Below are 20787 nucleotides of genomic sequence, written 5' to 3'. Positions count from 1 at the left end.
GGGCTCAGGTCACCCCTTGCCTCCCGTGAACCGCTCGTACTCCTTCAGTACGTCCTCCGTGGGACCGTCCATGCGCAGCTCGCCGCGCTCCAGCCACAGCACGCGGTCGCAGGTGTCGCGGATCGACTTGTTGTTGTGGCTGACCAGGAAGACCGTGCCCGCGCGCTTGCGCAGCTCGCGGATGCGGGCTTCGGACCGCTTCTGGAAGGAGCGGTCCCCGGTGGCGAGGGCCTCGTCGATCAGCAGAACGTCATGGTCCTTGGCGGAGCCGATGGAGAACCGGAGCCGTGCCGCCATGCCCGATGAATACGTCCGCATGGGCAGCGTGATGAAGTCGCCCTTCTCGTTGATCCCGGAGAAGTCGACGATCTCCTGGTAGCGCTCCTTGACCTGCTCGCGGGACATGCCCATCGCGAGGCCGCCGAGGTGGACGTTGCGCTCGCCGGTCAGGTCGTTCATCAGGGCCGCGTTCACGCCGAGCAGGGACGGCTGGCCGTCGGTGAAGATGCGGCCGCGCTCGACGGGGAGGAGCCCGGCGACCGCCTTGAGCAGCGTGGACTTGCCCGAGCCGTTGGTGCCGATGAGGCCGATGGCCTCGCCCTTGTACGCGGTGAAGGACACGTTCCTGACGGCGTGCACCTTGCGTACGCCCGAGTCACCCGACCGCTTCAGGATCCGGCCGAGCGCGGCGGTCGCGGCGCCGCGGCCCGCCGTGGCGCCCGCGCCGTGCACGCGGTAGACGATGTCGACGGCGTCGACGATCACAGTGGGGGCGCTGTCGTCCCCGGTTCCGGTCTCAGCCACGGCCGTACGTCTCCTCTGCCTTCCAGAAGTAGATGAACCCGCCGACCCCGGCGAGCAGTGCCCAGCCGACGGCCCAGGCCCACACGAGGTGCGGAAGCTGGTCGTGGTGGAAGGTGTCGATCAGCGCGAACCGCATCAGGTCGATGTAGACGGCCGCCGGGTTGCACTCCAGGAGCACGGTCACCGCGTGCGGCAGGTGGCGGTCGGCCAGGACCGCGTCGATGCTCCACATCACCCCGGACGCGTACATCCAGGTCCGCAGCACGAACGGCATCAGCTGCGCGATGTCCGGCGTCTTGCTGCCGAGCCGCGCCATGACGAGCGCCAGGCCGGTGTTGAACGTGAACTGCAGCGCGAGGACCGGGACCACCAGGAGCCAGGCGGGGGTGGGCGGCACGCCGAAGCAGAGCAGGATCACCAGCAGCGGGCACATGGAGAACAGCAGCTGCTGGAGCTGTTGCAGGCAGTACGAGATGGGCAGCGAGGCCCGCGGGAAGTGCAGGGCGCGGACCAGGCCGAGGCTGCCGGAGATCGCGCGGGTGCCCGCCATCACCGACGCCTGCGTGAAGGTGAAGACGAAGACCCCGGTGACGAGGAACGGTACGTAGTCCTCGACGTCGCGCTTGGTGTTCATCAGCACGCCGAAGATGAAGTAGTAGACCGCCGCGTTCAGGAGCGGCGTCATCACCTGCCAGAGCTGGCCCAGCTTGGCCTGGCTGTACTGGGCGGTCAGCTTGGCGGTCGCGAAGGCGGTGATGAAGTGCCGGCGCTGCCACAGCTGCCGCACGTAGGCGGGCAGGGAGGGCCGGGCGCCGCTGACGCTGAGGCCGTACCGCTCGGCCAGCTCGGCGGGGGAGGGGGAGGTCGCCGTGGCGGGGGGCGGCGGGGCTGCATCGAGAACCTGACTCACGACCGTCGCTTTCGCTCGGGGGAGGCGGAGGAGAGTGCGGCGTACGTCGGGACGGGCCCGTATCGTCGCAACGCTGACACTAGAACGACGCAACGTCGGAACGCAACCGTATCGTCGTAACGCTCTATGCTTGCTCCATGACCACGAGCAGGCCACAGGGTGAACAGCCGCGCCGCAGGGCGCCCGCCGGAGCGGCCGTGCTCCGCGAGGACGTGACCGAGGCGATCCGGGCGGCAGTATTCGAGGAGCTGGCCTCGGTCGGCTACGCCCGCATGTCGATCGAGGGCATCGCCCGCCGGGCGGGCGTCGGCAAAACCGCGGTCTACCGCCGCTGGCGCTCCAAGCTGCACCTGGTCCTGGACCTGGTCTCGGCCATAGCGGTCCAGGGCCTGCCCGCCCCCGACACGGGCTCCCTGGAAGGCGACCTACGACTCCTCTACGAGGTGACCTCGCGCGCCCTGCGCCACCCCGTCGCCTCGCAGGTCATCCCCGACCTCCAGGCCGAGGCGGCCCGCAACCCCGAGATCGCCGAGGCCCTGCAGAAGGCGCTGCGAGAGGGCCAGCACGGCGTGGCGAGCGGCATCGTGCGGGCGGCCGTGGCCCGTGGCGAAATCCGCGAGGACGCCGACGAGGCCCTGGCACTGGACCTGATCTCCGGCCCGCTCTACTGGCGTTCGGTGGTGGTCCGGGCGGATGTCCCCAAGGGCTACCTGCCCGGCCTGACGTCAGCCACGGCGGCGGCCCTGCGAGCGCTGTGAGGGAGCGCCGGGTCGCACGGGGGTGACAGGGGGGCGCGCGCCTACCCAATTCGCAACTTTACGAAAGTAGGTCCCCGGGGCCCACACCCACGTCGAGCCGGCCCGCACCCGGCCGCGAGAGCCGATGACCTGAGCGGCGAAGCCGGGAGCGGCGCCTCGACCGTGACCCGCGCCCACGTTGGGCCGGTCCGCACCCGGCAGCGAAAGGGAATGCCCCATCCCCAGGTCCCCGTAGACCCCACCCCTGGCCGTCCGGGTCAAAGTCAACGTGCGGTGGAGGGACGGCAGTCAAGGGTGGAGCGAAGCGGAATCGGCGCAGCCGACGCGACGCAGGAGCGCCCTTTACTGCCGGCCCGGAACCGCCACACTCCGCAAAATCCGGGCGGCCCCGGCAACCATCAACGTCCCCGACCCGCCCCGGGATGCAGCCGTACCCACCCCGCCCACGCCGACGCGACCATGTCGCGGACATCGCGCTTGGCGGACCAGCCGAGTTCGGCGGCGATGCGGTCGGCAGAGGCGACCACGCGGGCCGGGTCGCCGGGGCGGCGGGAGGTGACCTCGGCAGGGGTGTCGTATCCCGTAACCGCGTTGATGAGATCCGTCATCTCACGGACCGAAACCCCCTCCCCACGCCCGACATTGAAAACAAAATCCGTGCCGGGCGCGGACGACGCGAGCCGGCGGGCCGTCGCCACGTGGGCCTCGGCGATGTCGACGACGTGGATGTAGTCGCGTACGCAGGTGCCGTCGGGGGTGGGGTAGTCCGCCCCGAAGACGCGGGGCGCCTCGCCGTCGGTGAGCTTCTCGAAGACCATCGGGACGAGGTTGAAGACGCCGGTGTCGGCGAGCTCGGGAGCCGCCGCGCCCGCCACGTTGAAGTAGCGCAGGGACGCCGTCGTCAGGCCGTGCGCCCGGCCCACCGCGCGGACCAGCCACTCGCCGGCCAGCTTCGTCTCGCCGTACGGGCTCATCGGCAGGCACGGCGTCTCCTCGGTGACGAGGTCGACGTCGGGCATGCCGTACACCGACGCGGAGGACGAGAAGACGAAGTGGGCGACGCCCGACGAGACCGCCGCGTCGAGGAGGACCCGCAGGCCCTCCACGTTCTCGCGGTAGTAGTGCAGCGGCCGCTCGACGGACTCGCCGACCTGCTTCTTCCCCGCCAGGTGCACGATGCCGGTGACCCCGTGCTCCGCGAAGGCGCTGGTCAGCCGCTCGCCGTCGAGGACCGAGCCGACCACCAGCGGCACGCCGGCGGGGACGCGCTCGGCGACGCCGGTGGACAGGTCGTCGTAGACCACGGCCCGCTCGCCCGCCTCCGTCATGGCGCGGACGACGTGCGCCCCGATGTATCCGGCGCCGCCGGTGATCAGCCAGGTCATGGTCGTCTTGTCCCGTCTTGTCGCGAGTGTGATGCGTGGAGGTGCAGTGTCGCAGAGGCGGTGTCGGGGACGCGTCAGCGCCCCGGCGGCGAGCTGTCAGTGCCGCACGGCGCTCCGGACCGAGCCCAGCAGCCGCCCCAGGCGCCGCTTCGCGACCCCCGCCACGCCCCGCACACCGGGCGCGAGCCGCACCGAGAGGTTCCCCGCCTGCGTGGCGTACGGCTGGACGAGCAGCACCCCGCGCCGCCGGCTCGGCACCACCGTGCGGCGCAGCAGACCGGGGCCCGCGACGGCGTGCGCGGTCGTCTCGCGGGCCGTCCCGTCGTCGAAGAGCAGCCGCAGCCGTACGTCCCACACGCCGTCGGCCAGCGAGCCGAGGTCGAGCAGGACCGTGGCGTCCCACGTGCCGCCGGGCCGCTCCGGACCGAACGCCGCCGTCCGGCGCAGCCCGGGCCGCCCGCCCTGCCGGTCGACGAGTTCGACGTCGACCGTGGCCGGGCCCGCGGCGGCCACCCGCCCGTACAGCTCGTGCACCCGCAGCGTCAGCCGCGAACCGCCCGCGCCGGGGCGCAGCTCGCCGTCGACCGCGATGGGCAGCAGCCGCAGGGGACGTACGAGCAGGTGCTCCAGAGTGACCTGGGGCAGGTCCTCGGCCCAGACCGGCGTCGCGTCGGCGGCCCTCGCGTACGGCGGCGCGAGCCGGGCCGGGCGCGCCGCCACCTGCTTCAGGCGCGTCAGGTCGCGCGGCTCCTCGGAGGCGAGGATGACGCGGGCGATGACCCGGCCCGGCGCGGGCGCCGCGTCGAGGTCGGCGGCGTCGAACGTCGCCAGGTAGGCGCGCGTGAGGGCCCACCACTCGCGCCGGTACTCCTTGCCGCGCGCCGGCAGTTCACGCGTGTACATGCGCAGGCCGTGGTCGACGAACTTGGCGCGGGCCGCCCGCGCGAGCCGCTTGCCGCCGGTGCCGCGCGCGTCCCGCAGGATCTCCACGGACTGGCGGTGCGCCTCCATGCGGGCCTGCCAGTTGGCGATTCCCGAGCGGTCCAGGGAGATCGACAGCTTGGCGGCGGCGCGCCGCACGTGCCAGACGTAGACCGTGTCGGGGACGAGCGCGATGCGGGGCGCGGCGGCGAGGACGCGCGCGGTGAAGACGAAGTCCTCGTAGATGAACCGGCCTTCGGGAAAGCGGATGCCGTGCTCGCGCAGGAAGTCCGTGCGGTAGAGCTTGTTGACGCAGAGCGTGTCGTGGACCAGACGGGTGCGCAGCTCGGGGCGGGCGACGAGCCGGGCCCGGGTGTAGAGCTCGGGCTGCCACGGCACCTCGCGCCCCGAGGGCAGTTCGCGGCGCACGCACAGCCCGGACGCGACCTCCGTGCCGTGCTTCCGGGAGGCGGCGAGCAGTGCGGTGGCCGCGCCGGGCGGCAGCACGTCGTCGCTGTCGAGGAACATCACATAGGGCGCGGCGGCGGCGTCGATCCCGTCGTTGCGGGGGGTGCCGCAGCCGCCGCTGTTGGTGTCCCGGCGGATGACCCGGACGCGCCGGTCGGCGGCGGCGAGCGCGGCCAGGATCTCGCCGCTGCCGTCCGTGGAGCAGTCGTCGACCGCGATCACCTCGCGGACGACGGGACCCTGCGCCAGCGCGGAGCGCACCGCGTCCGCGACGTGGGCCGCGTCGTTGTAGCCGATCACGACGACAGAGACGAGGGAGTCGAGGGAGTCGGACGGGTGGTTAGTGGCAGGGGTGTTCTGGGCAATCGGATGAGGCAGGTTGCGGTCCACAGGGGAAATGTTAGGCGTTTCTCGTAATTATCCGATTAGGGGGGCATTCGCGGGAGCGCCCCCGCCCCCGCCCCCGTACGAGGACCTCGCACCGCCGACCCGCGCGAGCACCTCACCGGTCCGTGGGCTCCAGCCGACCACCACCGCCTCGCGCGGGACCCGTTGGCCGGGCGACAGCAGCAGCCACCGCACCTGGTAGCGGCGGACGATCGCCGCGCGCTCGGCGCGCGTGGAGTCGGGGGACAGATAGGCGCGCACGGCCGCAAGGCGGTGCTGGCGCACGTCCTCGTCGAGTGAGGCGTCCGGCCAGGCGGGGGCGACGAGGTTGACTCCGTATCCGGGAATGGAGCGGGTGGGGCGGTAGCCGTCCGACAGGAGGACGTCGCCCTTGCGCATGTGGCTGACCGCCCATCCGTAGCCGGGCCAGCGCGGCGGCTGTTCGAAGCCGACCGGGTCCAGGGCGCGGGGCACGACGGCGCCCGCCTGGATCTGGAAGAACCCGACGCAGGCGCCGAGGGCCGCGGCCCCGGCGAGCGCGCCGCGCCGCCACCCCCAGGAGCGGGGCGCCACCAGCTCGACGGCCAGGGCGAACTGGAGCGGGACGAGGGTCAGACCGAGGATGCGGCCGTAGGTGTAGTGGCCGCTGACCCAGCCGTACGCGACGACCGCGCAGTCCAGGGCGAACATGAGGACCAGGGGATCCCTGCGATCCCTGCGGAAGCGGAGCCACAGGGCGGGCAGGCCGAGCAGGGCCAGCCAGAAGCGCTGGGGCATCTCCGTGTAGAGCTGGCGGTGGATCCAGTCGACGGATTCGTCCCCGACCAGGGAGAAGACGCTGAAGTACGGCCAGACCGAGGCGACGGCCACCGCGGTGAGGGCGGTCGCCGCCCACTGCCACGCCCGGCGCCACACCGTGCGGCCGGACGCCGCGAACGCGACGACGCCGATCACCGCCGCCACCGACGAGATGGGGTGGATGAGCAGGATCAGCCCGCACAGGACACCGAGGCCGGCGTACGGCCACCAGGAGCGCCCCACGCGGTGGACGAGCGTGCCCGCCCAGGCCCACGCCCAGAAGGTCAGGCCGATCGCGAACGTCGACGGATAGCCGAGGTTCCCCGTCATCGACATCAGGCCCAGGTAGCCGCTCCACCACGCCGACCGCGTGCCCCACAGCAGGACCATCGCGAACAGGGCGAGGACCGGCGCCCACGGGCGGGGCGTCAGGACGCGGACGAATCGGCCGATGCCGGTGAGCAGGACGACGAGGTTCAGCGGCCCCGCCAGCTTGACGACCTCCCAGCCCGCGAGCCCCGTGACCTTGGCGAACACGCCCTGCGCGACGGCGTACGGCGAGTAGTACGCGCTGCCGTCGCCCGGCAGGTCCGCCATCGGGTGGGCGGGGTGCAGGAGGTTCTCCTTCAGGCGCTCGACGACCGCCGCGTGCTGGCCGAAGTCGCAGCACATCGGGACCCGCCAGTACGCCAGCGACATCACCAGCCAGAACAGCCCGCCCACGACGACGTAAGGGCTGGGGCGCCGGCGCCGGCCGCCGCCGAGTGCCGTCGCGCCGTGGAAGGTCCTGCGGGTCAGCAGCGCCCCGCTCACCGCATCAGCCTCTCCGCCACGCGGGCCGCGGCGCGCCCGTCGTCCAGGTCGCAGTAGGCCTCGCGGAACGCCGTGTACGCGTCCGTGTGCCGCGCCGAGATCGCGTCCAGGTCGCGCAGCGCCTCGACGACCTCGCCGGTGGAGGCGAGCAGCGGGCCCGGGGCGCTGGTCTCGAAGTCGAGGTAGAAGCCGCGCACCGTGTCGCGGTAGTGCTCCAGGTCGTACGCGTGGAACAGCATCGGGCGCCCGGTGTGCGCGAAGTCGAACATCAGCGAGGAGTAGTCCGTCACCAGGACGTCGGCGAGCAGCAGGAGTTCGGCGGCGCGCGGGTGCGCGGACACGTCGCGCACGAAGGGTGCGCGGGCGCCCGGCAGCCGGCCCGCCGTCAGCGGGTGCTTGCGGACGAGCAGGACGTGGTCGTCGCCGAGCACGGACTCGGCCGCGCGGAAGTCCAGCGCGGGCTCGTAGCGGAACCGGCCGGGGGAGTACGCGAGATGGTCCCGGTACGTCGGCGCGTACAGCACGACGCGTTTGCCCGGGTCGATGCCGAGCTCGCGGCGGACCCGCTCGGCGACCTTCTGCCGGTCGTCGCCGAACAGCACGTCGTTGCGGGGCGAGCCCGCCTCCAGGACCTCGCCGTCGTAGGCGAGGGCGCGGCCCAGGTGGGGGGTGGAGAAGCGGTTCGGCGAGACGAGGACGTCCCACTGGCGGGACAGCTTCGGCAGGGCGTCGAGGTGGCCGTGGTCGGCGTAGAGGGTGTCGGTCAGGTCGGTGCCGATGCGTTTGAGCGGGGCGCCGTTCCAGGTCTGGACGACGGTCTGGCCCTCGCGGCGCTCGAAGAAGTCCGGCAGGTGACCGGCGGTGACGATGCGGCGGCAGCGGGCCAGCGCCTCGTACCAGTCGGCGCTGTGCTCCTCGACGCCCTTCGCGCCGGCCGGGACGTGGGTCTGCTGGTCGTGCGTGACCCACAGGTGCTCGACGTCGGCGCCGCGCCGCACCAGCTCCTCGTGGACGGCGCGCGGCGAGTCCCCGTCGAAGTACAGGACGGCGTCGGTCAGCGGCAGCCGGCGGCGGCTCGGGTAGTGGCCGGTGCGCAGCCGGTGCCGCCGGTACGCGCCGCGTTCGGAGCGCGAGAGCACCGAGCCCGCCTCGACGAGCAGCCGGTCGCCGAATCGCCGGTCGACGGTGAACTCCCGTCCTTCGACGGTGTGGTGGAGGGGCAGCGTGGCGGACGCGGACGCGAGCAGCCGTACCGGTACCCCGTCCTCGGGGCCTGTGCCGTCGCGCAGGAACGCGTACCAGCGGCCCTCGCGGAGCGCTCCGCCGCCCGGTGCGAGCACCGCGCGGAAGCGGTCGCCGGTGTGTTCGGCGGTGGCCGTCAGCTCCTCGTCGCGGCCGCTGTGGCGCAGCACCAGCTCGGGGGCGGTCCAGCCGGTCGCGGACGCCGAGCCCTCCACCGTCAGCGTGCCGTCCCGGTGCCACGTGACGCGGTCGGCGATCGGCTGCCGGGTCAGCTCGACGACGAGGCCGCCCCGGTCGTTGGCGGTGGCGCACAGTTCGCGGCCCGCGCCGGAGGCGTACCGGCCCGGGGGCAGGCCGAGGGCGGCGGCCAGGGACTTCAGGGTGCCGTCGGGCAGGACGAGGTTGGCCTGCCAGCGCTCGCCGTGCGGCGGCTCGACGCCCTTGGGCGCGCGGTGCGGGGTGGGCGGCACGCCTTCCAGGTCGGCGAGGCGGACGCGTACTTCGAAGCGGTCGCCGGTGAGCCGTACCGGATAGTCGAAGTCCGTCTGCGTGGGGGCGTGGGTGAGGCGGAGCGCGGCGGGGCGGGCGCGGCCCGGCAGGATGCCCGTCAGCACCACGTCGTCCCCGTCGCGCCGGTGGGCGTCCACGCGCGCGGCGTACTCCTGGATGCGCAGCACGAGCCGCCCCTTGCTGAAGCCGAGGACGAGCCTGAGCCCGTCGCCGAGCTCCCGCACCACGGACTGGGTGGACGCTCCCTCGGCAGACCGCACGGCCGCCCGCCGCACCGTGCCGTGGCCCGCGACGACCACGCCGAACAGCCAGTTCCCGGGCCGCCAGCGGCCGCCGGTCTTGAGCTGCTCGGGGTCGACGGTCATCTCGAAGCCCGACAGGTCGTAGCAGTGCAGCCGCTGCCGGGACTTCTCGGTGGCCTGCGGAGCGGTGACGGTCCGCGTCGGCACGCGGCGGATCTGCCGTCTGCTGTGCGCGGCCTTGAGCAGGCCCGCCTTCACGGAGTGCCCGGGGCGGGTCGCCTCCAGGTTGCGGACGTACGCGTATCCGCTGATCCGCAGCTTCCCTTCGGCGTCCCACCGCGACTCGCTCACCCGTGCCACCACCGGGAGTTCGCCCCGGCCGAGGCGCGTCACCTTCTCGGGCAGCGGGCCGACGCCGGGGAAGGCGGCGCGGCGCCGCACCTTCCCGCGCACGTGGAACGCCGTGCCGTTGGCCCGCTCGAAGGCGAGCAGTTCGATGAGTTCGGCGGTGCGCGCCTCGCGGACGAGCTGCCACTTGACGCGCAGGTCGACGGGGAGCGCGGCGAGCACGTCAGGGTCGGCGCGGCGCAGGAACGCGGCCGTGTCCGTGAGGAACGCCGAACGGTACTCGGGCCCGCCCATCGGCAGCCCCTCCAGGAAGTACACGAAGTCGTCGCGCAGGCAGGACGCGTCGTACGTCTTCTTCATCTCCGGCGCGTGCCGGGCGAGGAACCCGCTGACGTGCGCGCAGGCCGCGATCCGGTCGCGGACGCCCTTGACGTCGGTGCGGCGCCGGGTGATGGAGCCCTCGCGGACCCGCCAGTAGTAGACGTGGTCGCTGAGCACGTCCACGGACCCGGCGAGGAAGTGCGCCGGGATCATCACGGGGGTGTCCTCGTAGAGCTTGCCCTCGGGAAAGGTGAAGCGGTGCCGGTCCCAGAAGGCGCGGCGGAACACCTTGTTCCAGGCCACGCGGTCGGAGAGCAGGTCGAGGTCCTCGGAGATGTGGGTGCTCGTGCGCGCCTCGGTCAGCCACTTGTACTGCCAGGCCTGGGAGCGCCCGCGCTCGGTGAGCCGCCAGACGTTGCCGCTCGCGAAGTCGGAGCCGGTGGCGTCGAGGCTCGCGATCATCCGTCCGTACGCGTCGTGCGGCACGACGTCGTCACTGTCGACGAAGGTGAGGAACTCGGCGGTGGGCGAAGCCTTGCGCACCCCGGTGTTGCGGGCGGCGCTCAGGCCGGCGTTGCGCTGGCGTACGTAGATGAAGCGGGGGTCCCTGGCGGCGAACTCGCGGGCGATGCGGGGGCTGCCGTCCGTCGAACCGTCGTCGACGAGGATGCACTCCAGACCGCCGCGCGCCTCGGGGCCGCCCAGCAGGCCAGGGCCGTCCATGGTCTGCCCGGCGATCGACTCCAGGCACTCCTCCAGAAACTCCTCGACGTTGTAGATGGGTACGACGACGCTGAGACGGGGCTGCACGCGAACCGGCCTTTCGGTGGGGATAACGGCATATTCGTCCCCTTTGCCCGCTCGCGTCTCACGACGGTCAAGGTCTCTGCACTCGATCACCCCAACGAGTGACCCTCGGTCTTCGACAGGCGGTGTCCCGCTGGCTACGGTCGGTGCCCATGACGCGCTTCTCCGTAGTCGTCCCCGTCCACCGCGTCCAGGGATACCTGCGCGCATGCCTGGACTCGGTACTCACCCAGTCCTTCGGCGACCTGGAGCTGATCGTCGTCGACGACGCGTCCCCCGACGCCTCCGCCGCGATCGCCGCGGAGTACGCCGAGCGCGACCCGCGCACGCAACTCGTCCGCCTCCCCGACCGGGTGGGCCCCGGCCCCGCCCGCAACACCGGCGCCGACCGCGCCACCGGCGACCACCTCCTCTTCCTCGACGGCGACGACCTGCTGCTCCCCGGCGCCCTCACGGCCGTCGACGCGGCACTCACCGCCGCCGGCGACCCCGACGTCCTGCTCTGCGGCCACGACCGCGTCGACTGGTGGGAGAACGTCCGCCCCGGCGGCGACGACCTCACCGGCGACCCCCTCGCCGTCACCCCCGCCGCCTGGAACCGCGTCTTCCGGCGCGACTTCTGGCGCGAACAGGAGCTCGCCTTCTCCTCCGGCGCGTACGAGGACGTGGTGCCGGTCCACACCGCGGCCCTGCGCGCGGGCGACCGCGTCGCCGTCCTCGAGCGGCCCTGCGTGCGCTGGCGCGAGCGGCGGGCCGGCAGCTTCGCCAAGACGCCGGGCCGCGCGCACTTCGCCCTCGCCGGACGGTACGAGCAGCTGCTCGCCGACGCCGGACCCGAGCAGCGCGCCCGGCTCCTGCCGCACGCCGCCGCCCACCTCCTCGCCGTCCTCGACGACCCAGGACGCATCCGGCAGGGCGACCGGCGCGACTTCTTCCGCGAGGCCTCCCGCATCCACCGGGCGTACGCGCCCGCGGGCACCGCGCCGCTGACCCCCGAGGGCAAGGCCCTCGCCACCGCCTCGTTCGCCGCCTACGAAGGCCTGCGCAAGGCCGAGACGCGGCGGCTGCGTGTCACCCGGCAGCTGCGGCGGCAGAAGAAGAAGCTGCGCGCCCGCGCCATGCGCGCCGCCTACCGCGCCGACCTGCGCCGCCCCCTCGACCCGCACCTCGCGGTCTACGGCGCCTACTGGAACCGCGGCGTCTCCTGCAACCCGGCCGCCATCCACGCCAAGGCCCGCGAACTCGCCCCGCACGTCCGGGGCGTATGGGTCGTCTCCAGCCGCAACAAGCACCGGGTGCCGCCCGGCGTCGAGTACGTCATCGAGGGCTCCCGGCGCTACTGGCAGACGATGGCCACCGCGACGTACCTCGTCAACAACTCCAGCTTCCCCGGCGGCTTCACCAAACGCCCCGGCCAGGTCTACCTCCAGACCCACCACGGCACCCCGCTCAAGACGATGGGCCTCGACCAGCGCCGCTACCCCGCCGGCACGCACGGCATCAGCTTCCAGAAGGTCCTCGACCACACCGACCAGTGGGACTTCAGCCTCTCCTCGAACCCGCACTCCACGGAGGTCTGGGAGCGCGTCTACCCGTCCGTCGCCTACCAGCCCCTGGAGGCGGGCTACCCGCGCAACGACGTCTACTTCACGGCGGGCGACGAGGAAGTGGCGCGGATCCGCGCGCAGTTGGGCGTCGACGACGGGCGGACCGTGCTGCTGTACGCGCCCACCCACCGCGACTACCAGAAGGGCTTCCTGCCCCGCCTCGACCTGCGCCGCTTCGCCGAGACGCTCGGCCCGTCGTACGTCGTGCTCGTGCGCGCCCACTACTTCTACGGCGCCGACACCGGCCTGGCCGCGGAGAGCCACCCGCAGCTCGTTGACGTCACCGGGCACCCGCACGTCGAGGAGCTGTGCCTGGCCGCCGACGCCCTCGTCACCGACTACTCGTCGCTGATGTTCGACTACGCCTGCCTGGACCGCCCCATCGTCACCTACGCCCCCGACTGGCAGGCCTACCGCCTGGCCCGCGGCACCTACTTCGACCTGCTCTCCGGGCGCCCCGGCGAGACACCGGGCGCCGTCGCCACGACGGAGGACGAGCTGGCCGGACTGTTCCGGTACGGCGGCTGGGACACGGCGGAGACGACGGCGCTGCGGAGCGCGTTCCGGGAGCGCTTCTGCCCCTACGACGACGGGCAGGCCGCCGAACGCGTGGTCCGGCGGCTCTTCCTCTCCGGGGCCAGCTCGTAGGGCGGCGCGGCTCAGAGCTCGTAGGGGGAGCGCACCGGGAAGTACGCCGTCAGGAACGACCGGATGGCGAGCGCCATCTCCTCGTCCGTCACCCCGCCGTCGGGGGACTCCCCGATGCAGAACGCGGTCCTGTCGCGGTTCTGCAGCAGCCGCCCGAGCCGCGCGTGGTCCGCCCGGTCGCCGATGTCGACGAAGTCGTACGAGATGCCGCCGGGCACCGCGCGCCCGGTGAGGTACGCGTAGTGGTGGTGCAGCGACGAGACGAGCGAGAAGTCGTCGCGGGAGCGGAAGCGGCTGCGGGCGGTGGCCGCCAGCTGCTCGGGGAAGCGTTCGGTGATCTCCTGGAGGATGCTGCGGCGCAGCGCGTACGGCACGTGGAAGAAGGTGTGCGTCGTCGTCCTGCCGAACTCGCGGCGCAGCAGCTCGCGGTTGTTCTTCGCCGCCGCGAGATAGCCCTCGTCGGCCTCCGTGACCGGGAGCGCGGGCACGGACGCGGACGACCAGAAGAAGCGGGCGAGGCCGTTGCTGAGGAAGAAGGTGTCCGGGTTGGTGGGGCGGCCCAGGAACATGTCGTCGTTGAAGTAGAGGAAGTGCTCCGACAGGCCCTCGATGCGGTGCAGCTGGGACTCGATGGAGTGCGAGTTGAAGGTCGGCAGGCAGGCGTCGGGGTCGGCGAACAGGTCGCGGTGGTCGACGACGGTCAGGCCCGGGTGGTCCCGGTCGAGCCAGGGCGGGACCTGACCGGCCGTGACGAGGTACACGTGCCGGATCCACGGCGCGTACATCGCGAGGGAGCGCAGGCTGAAGCGGAGCTCGTCGCGGTTGCGGAAGCGCACCGCCCCGTTGTCGGCCGACGTGCCGCCGCCGCCGAGCGTCGCGTCGCGGCGGGCGCGCCACTCGGGGTCCGAGTCGTCGACCCAGGTGTAGACCGCGTCGACGGGGAAGTCGACGTCCTTGACGAGGAGTTCGGTGAACACGTCCAGCGACGGATACGCGCGGCCGGCCACGCGCAGCGTCGCCGTCGGGGTGAGCGAGGGCAGCTCGGCGCCCGCCAGCGTCGCGCCGAACGGGGCCCGGAAGGAACCGTCGGGTGTCCGCGTCCAGAAGCCCACCGTGCAGGCGAGCCCCGCGCCGTGCCGCAGCGACAGCGTGGTCGTGGTCACCGGCTTGAACAGCCTGACACCCGCCAACTCGCCGATGGAGTCGAGCCGTTCGGCGAGGACGGCGCCGGGCGCCGCGTCACGCGGGTTGACCAGCTCGGCGTAGACCGGCTGCCCGCGCAGCGCCCCCGCGAGCGCCTTCAGCGCGCGGCCCCGGTCGTCCTCCGCCACGGCCAGCGTGTGGGCGGTGCCGTTGGTGGTGCGCACGACGACGTACGGGACGTCCTGCGCCGCCAGGGCGTCCGCGGCGAGCTCCAGGTTCCAGTCGGCCATGCGCGGCGCGAGGACGTCGTCGCGCCGCTCGGCGAGTCGGCCCACCGAGCGGATGACGCGGCCCGTGCCGTCCGCCGCGAGGATCTCGTCCTCGCGGGCGTGCTCGTCGGCGGCGGCCGCGGCGTCGTAGGTGTGCGGGGCGGTCGGCCGGAAGGCGCCGCCGCCGGACGCGACACCGAGCGCCACCCGGTCCGCGCGCCCGCGCAGCCGTCCGGTCCTGTCGCGTCCCGCGACGAGCCGCGTGTACAGCTCCTCCCAGCGCGCGGTGACGTCCGCGGAGGAGAAGCGGGCGTAGACGCCTTCGCGCGCGGCCTCAGCGTACGCACGCCGCGTCTGGTCGTCCGCCATCAACTCACCCATGGCGATGGCGAGTTCATCGACCTGGCCGGGGGGTACGAGGAGCCCGTCGACGCGGTGCCGCACGATCTCGGCGGGCCCCGTCAGCACGTCGTACGCGACGACCGGCACCCCGGCGGCGAGCGCTTCGAGCAGCACCAGCGGGAACGCCTCGTTGTGGCCCGCCGTCATCAGGCTCAGCCCCGCCTTGGCCCACTCGGCGGCCATGTCCCGGCAGGGCCCGAGGAGCTCCACCCGGTCGTGCAGGCCGAACCCGTCGACCAGCCGGCGCAGCTGCCGCTCGCGGTGGCCGCCGCCGAAGATCCGCAGCTTCCACTCCGGGTGCGCGTCGGCGACCTGCGCGAACGCCCGGACGGCGTGGTCGACGCGCTTCTCGCCGGTCAGCCGCGCCGCCATCACGATGACCTTGCTCTCGCCGTCCGCGCGCGGCCGGAAGCCGTCGGGCACGGCGTTCGGGATGACGGCTAGCTCGGGAGCGGTGGCGCCAAGCGACTCCGCGATCCAGTCCCGGGAGCGTTCGGTCAGCGTGACCAGCGCGTCCAGGCGCGGCGCGTGCAGCAGCAGGGGCTCGCCGGAGGGGCCGCGGCGCTGGGTGGGGCGGTGCTCCTGGTGGACGGTGACGACCCGCGCGGGCACGAGCGCCACGGCGGCGGCGAGCAGCGCGGGCGTCGTCGTGACCAGCACGTCGGTGTCGAGCGAGCCGAGCGCGGCGGTCATCTCGACGTCGGACAGCCGGTCGAAGGCGCCCTCCCAGGCGGGCCTGATCAGCTCACTGGGCAACGCGGCGAGCGTCCGGCACGCGGCATCGTCCAACTCACTGTCCCGCACGGGGTGTTCGGGCGTCACGGTGCGGTCCACGAGGTGCCGCACGGGCAGCCCGCGCGCCTCCGCGAAGAAGGGTTCGGCACGGGTACGGAAGACGGAGATCACCTCGACCTCGACGCCGGGACGCTCGGCGAGGTGCCGCGCCTGGGTGTACGTGGCGAGCTCGGTGCCGCCCATCTCGTCGCCCCACCCGAGCAGGTACGTGATCTTCATGATGTCTCCTCCGCGAACTCGCGCGTGACCTCGGGCCCCGGAACGGCGGACTCCGTCACGGTGGCGGGCTCCGGTGTCGCGCCGGGCTTCCGGGTGGCCTCGGCGGTGATGTCCCAGCACGTCACCGCGAAGGCGCCGGTCCTGGTGAAGTGGGCGTGGGCGCGGACGAGCGTGCCGTCCGGCAGCGCGAAGACGCGGAACGGGGTGGGGTAGGCGGCGGACGGGTCGCGCACGTCGCTCAGCCACCGGCCGAGGGGCAGCCGCCCCACCCGGAAGTCCCACACCCACTGCCCGGCGTCCACCCCGGCCATCGCACCGAGCGGCACGCGCAGCGTGAACGCGTCCCCCCGCCATGACACATCGGCCGGCACGACGACCCCGTCCCGCCGCCGCACGGCCACGGCGTCCGTCTCTTCGGGGCGTCCGGGGCGCTCGGGTCGTCCGGAGCGCTCGGAGCGCTCGGGGCGCTCGGGGCGCTCGGGGCGCTGGGGGCGTTCGGATCGTCCGGCTCGGCTCCCCGCGACGAGCCTCCCGTGCACCGTGATCCCGTCCCCGGACGGCACGAACCGCACCAGCTCCGCCCGCGCCCGCGACCGCGTCGCCTGCAGCACCGCCCGCCCACTCCGGGCCCTGACGATCCGGACGAGCGTGCCGGTCAGGGGGTCGGGGGCGTGGGGGACGGTGGGGGTCGCGGGCGGTGGGTTCAGCGGTGTGGTGGGGGTGCCCGTCGCGGGTGGTGGGTCCCGCCGTGTCGTGGGGGTGCCCGTCGCGGCGGGTGCAAGACCGTGCCGGCGTACGCGGCCGTCGGCCCCCCGCGCCTCGACGGCGACCCGCCACACGCCGTCCCCCATCCCGCGCAGCGTCACCGTGGCCGTCAGCAGGGGAACGTCACCGAGCCGCGTCTCCCGGACGAGCGGCACGACGATCCTGCGCGGCCCCCGCGACATCACGAGGCGAGCGCCACCCGCCCCGCCGAGGGCGCCTTCCGCACGCAGCGCGAGGTTGAGGGTCCGGCTGTCCCGCAGCGAGAAATGCACGGGCACCAGCAGCGGCGCCCCCGCACCCGCGGCGGGACCGCGCTGCCGCCCCGCCGCGGCCCGCTCCAGGCGGAAGCGGACCGTACGTGCGGTGGCGAGCAGGCGCCGTACGGCAGGAGGAGGCGGTCCGGGGCGGCGGCGGGGCGTAAGGCTCAAGCGGTGCATCTGTCCACTCTGACCGCTTATGTCCGGGACCTCTCGCGCAGCTACGCCATTCTCGCGGAGGCCGGACGGGTCACCTCACGCCCCTCGTACCCCTACTTCACCGCCCCCGCCATCACCCCGGAGACGAACTGCCGCTGGAAGGCGAAGAAGACCGCCAGCGGAATCACCATCGAGATGAACGCGCCCGGCGCCAGGATCTGCACGTTGTCGCCGAAGAACCGCACCTGCTGCTGGAGCGCGACCGTGATCGGCGGATTCTGCGAGTCCGCGAAGATCAGCGCGATCAGCATGTCGTTCCAGACCCAGAGGAACTGGAAGATGCCGAGCGAGGCGATCGCGGGCGCGCCCAGCGGCATCACGACCCGCAGGAACAGCCGCATCTCACCCGCGCCGTCGAGCCGCGCCGCCTCCAGGAGCTCGCGCGGGATCTCCGCGAAGAAGTTCCGCAGCAGGAAGATGGCGAACGGCAGGCCGAACGCCACGTGGAAGAGGATCACGCCGATCGTCGTCTCGAAGATGCCGATCTCACCGAAGAGCTTGGAGACCGGCAGGAGCGCCACCTGCACGGGGACGACGAGCAGCCCCACCACACCGATGAACCACCAGTCGCGGCCGGGGAACTCCATCCACGCGAACGCGTACCCGGCGAGCGCCCCGATCACCACGACGAGCAGCGTCGCCGGCACCGTGATCATGACGCTGGCCAGGATCGAGTCGGTGATCGTATCGTCCTCGAGGAGGTTGGAGTAGTTCTCCAGCGTCATCTGCGAGGGCGCGCTGAAGACCTTCCACCAGCCGCTCTCGCTCATGTCGGCGGGCGTCCGCAGCGAGCCGATCAGCAGTCCGACCGCCGGCACCAGCCAGAACAGGCCGACCAGCACGAGGAAGACGCGCAGCGCGGTGCCGCCCAGCGCGGAGGCGATGCGCGCACCCAGGGACTGCTTGGCCTTGACGGTCTCAGTCTGCGTCGTCACCGCTGTGCCTCCCGCCTCATCCGCCGGATGTTGATGAGCATCACCGGAATCACCAGCAGGAAGAGCAGGACGGCGATCGCGCTCGCCACGCCCGCGTCCCGGTCCCCGAACGCCGAGTTGTACAGCTGGACCGCCAGTACGTTCGCCTCGTCCTTCGACGAGCCCGGCGGGATCACGAAGACCAGGTCGAAGATCTTCAGTACGTTGATCATGAGCGTGACCAGCACTACCGCGAGGACGGGCGCGAGCAGCGGCACCGTCACCCGGCGGAACACCTGCCACTCGTTGGCGCCGTCCACGCGCGCCGCCTCCAGGAGCTCACGCGGCACGCTCGCCAGGCCCGCCGCGATCAGGACCATCGCGAACCCGGCCCACATCCACAGATAGGAGCCGATGATCGCGGGCGTGATGAGGCTCGGGCCGAGCCAGTCGACGCCGTTGTACGCCTCGCGGAAGTTGGACGCCGGGTAGCGGAGCTGTGCCCCGTCGGCCTCCTTGGGCAGCGCGAACGTACCGTCCGCCGCCGCCTCCGTGGACGCCACCACCTCGCCGTCCTTGACGGCCTCGATCTTGATGCCCGCGTACCCGAACTCCGAGGAGTCCGGGGCGTTCGGCTCGCCCCGGCCCTTGCCGCGCGTGAAGTCCTGCCAGGCCGTGCCGGTGACCCGGTCCGGGTCGGCCTGCGCCGGCTTCGCGGCCTTCGCGTCGTCCGGCATCTCGTTCGGCGGCACACCCGTCAGCGGCAGGACCACCGGCTTGCCCGCCTCGACCGGCTCCTTCGTGACGAAGGCGCCGCCACCGCCCGATTTGAGGGGCGAGTTCATGCTGGGATGCGCCTGTGGGAACGCCGACGCCTCGGCGAACGTGTCGTGCACGCTCACCGCGACCGCGTTGGCCACGCCCCGGTCGGGATCGGACTCGTACACGAGCCGGAAGATGATGCCCGCGGCGAGCATGGAGATCGCCATCGGCATGAAGATGACGAGCTTGAACGCCGTGCCCCAGCGCACCCGTTCGGTGAGCACGGCGAAGATCAGGCCGAGCGCGGTCGCCACGGTGGGCGCCACCACCAGCCAGATCGCGTTGTTCTTGATGGCGGTCACGATGCTGTCGTCGGTGAACAGCGTCTCGTAGTTGCCGAACGCCGTGAAGCCGCCCGACTTGTCGAAGAAGCTGCGGAACAACGAGTACCCGATGGGGTAGAGGACGAGCGCGCCGAGCAGCACCAGGGCGGGCAGCAGGAACAGCACCGCCACGGTCTTGCGGGTGCCGGTCACGCTCTTGCGCGAGGTCGGTGCCGGGGGCGCCACCTTCGGGGTGCCCCCGGCGTTCGCGGACGCCACCGCGTCAGTCCTTGTAGGCCTTGGCGGCGGCCGTCTCCAGGACCTGCTGCGTGCCGGTGACGTCCTTCGGGTTCTTCAGGAAGTCCTGCAGCGCCTTCCACTCGCCCTTGCCCGGGGTGCCGCCGAAGGACTGCGGGGCCTGGTCGGACATGTCGAAGCGGATGTCGTCGCCGGCCGCGACCAGGGCCTTGGCGATGTCGCGCTGCACGTCGTTCGGGTACGCCGACATGTCCAGGTTCTTGTTCGGCGAGATGAAGCCGCCCGCCTCCGCCCAGATCTTCGCCGCGTCCGGCGAGCCGAGGAAGGTCAGCAGCGCCTGCGCGCCCTTGCTGTCCTTCAGCGCGACGGCGGCGTCACCGCCGACCACGGCGGGGGACTCGTCACCGACCGACGGGAAGGGGAACACCTTCGCGTCCGTCCCCACCTTCGCCTTGGTCTCCGAGATGGCGAGGGACACCATGTCGCCCTCGAAGACCATGCCCGCCTTGGGCTGGTCGCCGCCCCGGAAGGTCTGCTTCACGGACGCCGGGAACTCGGTCTGCAGCGCGCCGTCCGCGCCGCCCGCCACGAACCCCTTCTTCCCGAACAGCTCACCGAGCGTGGTCAGCGCGTCCTTGACGGACGGGTCCGTCCACTTGATCTCGTGCTGCGCGAGCTGGTCGTACTTCTCCGGGCCCGCCTGCGAGAGGTAGATGTTCTCGAACCAGTCGGTGAGCGTCCACGCCTCCGCGCCCGCCACCGATACCGGCGGCACACCGGAGTCGTAGATGGTCTGGGAGGTCTCCATGAACTCGTCCCAGGTCTTGGGGACCTCGACGCCCGCGTTCTCGAAGACCCGCGTGTTGTACCAGACGAGGGACTTGTTGGCCGCCTTGAAGTACACGCCGTACTGCTTGCCGTCGACGGCTCCCAGCTCCTGCCAGCCCTTGGCGTAGTTCTTGTCGAGCTGCTTCTGGGCCTCGGCCCCGACCGGCTTGGCCCACTTGTTCTCCACGGCCTGCTCGATCGCGCCGACCTGCGGCAGCATCGCGACGTCCGGCGGCGCCCCGCCCGCCACCTTCGACTCCAGGAAGCTGATGATCGGGTCCTGCGCGGGCACGAAGGAGACCTTCGCGCCGGTCCTCTTCTCGAACTCGTCCAGAACCTTCAGGAACACCTTGCGCTCCGCGCCGCCCCACACGGCGGCCACGGAGACGTCCTCCCCGTCCAGCTTCGGCAATTGGAGCGTGCTCCCGGTGTCCTTGCCGCCCTCCGAGTCCTTGTCACCGTCACCGCTGTCGTCACCGCCGCACGCGGTGACGGTGAGGGCGAGCGCGCTCGCGACGACGGCTGAGGCGATCTTGGCGGTGGTACGCCGATGTAGCGGTGCCCTGCGTGTACGAAGAGTGCTGCGCATCACTGCCCCGTTCTCTTCCCTGGCGAGTCCCTGCGGTCTGGTCTACGCCCGCGCGGGGAGGGGCGGCAAGATGGC

At 72.5% G+C, this 20787-nt stretch carries 13 protein-coding genes; 2 read left to right on the top strand and 11 right to left on the bottom strand.

Going from position 1 to position 20787, the window contains the following annotated elements; translation table 11 throughout:
• Window positions 1-9: 9 nt before the first annotated feature.
• Window positions 10-804, bottom strand: coding sequence for an ABC transporter ATP-binding protein (locus tag ACI2L3_RS35395; RefSeq protein WP_404756528.1), 795 nt, complete (start codon window positions 802-804; stop codon window positions 10-12).
• A complete protein-coding gene (locus ACI2L3_RS35390; RefSeq protein ID WP_404756527.1) occupies window positions 797-1714 on the bottom strand; it encodes an ABC transporter permease in 918 nt (305 codons plus the stop codon). Before ACI2L3_RS35390 ends, ACI2L3_RS35395 begins: the two co-directional genes overlap by 8 nt.
• 137 nt (window positions 1715-1851) lie before the next feature.
• Here ACI2L3_RS35390 and ACI2L3_RS35385 point away from each other — a divergent pair, with 137 nt between their 5' ends.
• Window positions 1852-2472, top strand: coding sequence for a TetR/AcrR family transcriptional regulator (locus ACI2L3_RS35385; RefSeq protein ID WP_404756526.1), 621 nt, complete (start codon window positions 1852-1854; stop codon window positions 2470-2472).
• A gap of 398 nt (window positions 2473-2870) precedes the next feature.
• Here the strand turns inward: ACI2L3_RS35385 and galE are convergent, their stop codons facing one another.
• From galE to ACI2L3_RS35365, 4 genes are all read right to left on the bottom strand, one after another.
• Window positions 2871-3857: a UDP-glucose 4-epimerase GalE gene (galE, locus tag ACI2L3_RS35380; RefSeq protein ID WP_404756525.1), complete on the bottom strand. Its 987-nt coding sequence runs from the start codon at window positions 3855-3857 to the stop codon at window positions 2871-2873.
• A gap of 96 nt (window positions 3858-3953) precedes the next feature.
• Window positions 3954-5612: a glycosyltransferase family 2 protein gene (locus tag ACI2L3_RS35375; RefSeq protein WP_404756559.1), complete on the bottom strand. Its 1659-nt coding sequence runs from the start codon at window positions 5610-5612 to the stop codon at window positions 3954-3956.
• 51 nt (window positions 5613-5663) lie between these two features.
• Window positions 5664-7244 carry a hypothetical protein gene (locus ACI2L3_RS35370; protein ID WP_404756524.1) on the bottom strand — a complete coding sequence of 527 codons (1581 nt, stop codon included), beginning with the start codon at window positions 7242-7244 and terminating at the stop codon, window positions 5664-5666.
• A complete protein-coding gene (locus tag ACI2L3_RS35365; RefSeq protein ID WP_404756523.1) occupies window positions 7241-10717 on the bottom strand; it encodes a CDP-glycerol glycerophosphotransferase family protein in 3477 nt (1158 codons plus the stop codon). The genes ACI2L3_RS35370 and ACI2L3_RS35365 overlap by 4 nt, the downstream gene beginning before the upstream one ends.
• A 149-nt stretch (window positions 10718-10866) precedes the next feature.
• Here ACI2L3_RS35365 and ACI2L3_RS35360 point away from each other — a divergent pair, with 149 nt between their 5' ends.
• A complete protein-coding gene (locus ACI2L3_RS35360) occupies window positions 10867-12969 on the top strand; it encodes a CDP-glycerol glycerophosphotransferase family protein (RefSeq protein WP_404756522.1) in 2103 nt (700 codons plus the stop codon).
• An 11-nt stretch (window positions 12970-12980) separates the two neighbouring features.
• Here ACI2L3_RS35360 and ACI2L3_RS35355 read toward each other — a convergent pair whose 3' ends face one another.
• The 5 genes from ACI2L3_RS35355 to ACI2L3_RS35335 all read right to left on the bottom strand — a co-directional run bounded on the left by ACI2L3_RS35355 (window position 12981) and on the right by ACI2L3_RS35335 (window position 20712).
• A complete protein-coding gene (locus ACI2L3_RS35355) occupies window positions 12981-15797 on the bottom strand; it encodes a stealth conserved region 3 domain-containing protein (protein ID WP_404756521.1) in 2817 nt (938 codons plus the stop codon).
• A complete protein-coding gene (locus ACI2L3_RS35350; protein WP_404756520.1) occupies window positions 15794-16999 on the bottom strand; it encodes a hypothetical protein in 1206 nt (401 codons plus the stop codon). Before ACI2L3_RS35350 ends, ACI2L3_RS35355 begins: the two co-directional genes overlap by 4 nt.
• Before the next feature lie 92 nt (window positions 17000-17091).
• A complete protein-coding gene (locus ACI2L3_RS35345; protein WP_404756519.1) occupies window positions 17092-17973 on the bottom strand; it encodes a carbohydrate ABC transporter permease in 882 nt (293 codons plus the stop codon).
• Window positions 17970-19250 (bottom strand): carbohydrate ABC transporter permease, encoded by a 1281-nt coding sequence (locus ACI2L3_RS35340; RefSeq protein ID WP_404756558.1) that lies wholly within the window; start codon window positions 19248-19250, stop codon window positions 17970-17972. Before ACI2L3_RS35340 ends, ACI2L3_RS35345 begins: the two co-directional genes overlap by 4 nt.
• 70 nt (window positions 19251-19320) lie before the next feature.
• Entirely contained in the window at window positions 19321-20712 is a 1392-nt protein-coding gene (locus ACI2L3_RS35335; protein WP_404756518.1) for an ABC transporter substrate-binding protein, read from the bottom strand.
• Window positions 20713-20787: the final 75 nt, after the last annotated feature.

The organism is Streptomyces sp. NPDC029674 (assembly GCF_044903205.1).
Taxonomy (GTDB): domain Bacteria; phylum Actinomycetota; class Actinomycetes; order Streptomycetales; family Streptomycetaceae; genus Streptomyces.
The sequence above is the reverse complement of the archived record's forward strand: the minus strand, read 5'-3'. Positions and strand labels throughout refer to the sequence as shown.

Coding starts and splice junctions, on each gene's coding strand:
- ACI2L3_RS35385 (WP_404756526.1), top strand. CDS start 1,852: ATGACCACGAGCAGGCCACAGGGTGAACAGCCGCGCCGCAGGGCGCCC.
- galE (WP_404756525.1), bottom strand. CDS start 3,857: ATGACCTGGCTGATCACCGGCGGCGCCGGATACATCGGGGCGCACGTC.
- ACI2L3_RS35360 (WP_404756522.1), top strand. CDS start 10,867: ATGACGCGCTTCTCCGTAGTCGTCCCCGTCCACCGCGTCCAGGGATAC.
- ACI2L3_RS35355 (WP_404756521.1), bottom strand. CDS start 15,797: ATGAAGATCACGTACCTGCTCGGGTGGGGCGACGAGATGGGCGGCACC.
- ACI2L3_RS35350 (WP_404756520.1), bottom strand. CDS start 16,999: ATGCACCGCTTGAGCCTTACGCCCCGCCGCCGCCCCGGACCGCCTCCT.
- ACI2L3_RS35335 (WP_404756518.1), bottom strand. CDS start 20,712: ATGCGCAGCACTCTTCGTACACGCAGGGCACCGCTACATCGGCGTACC.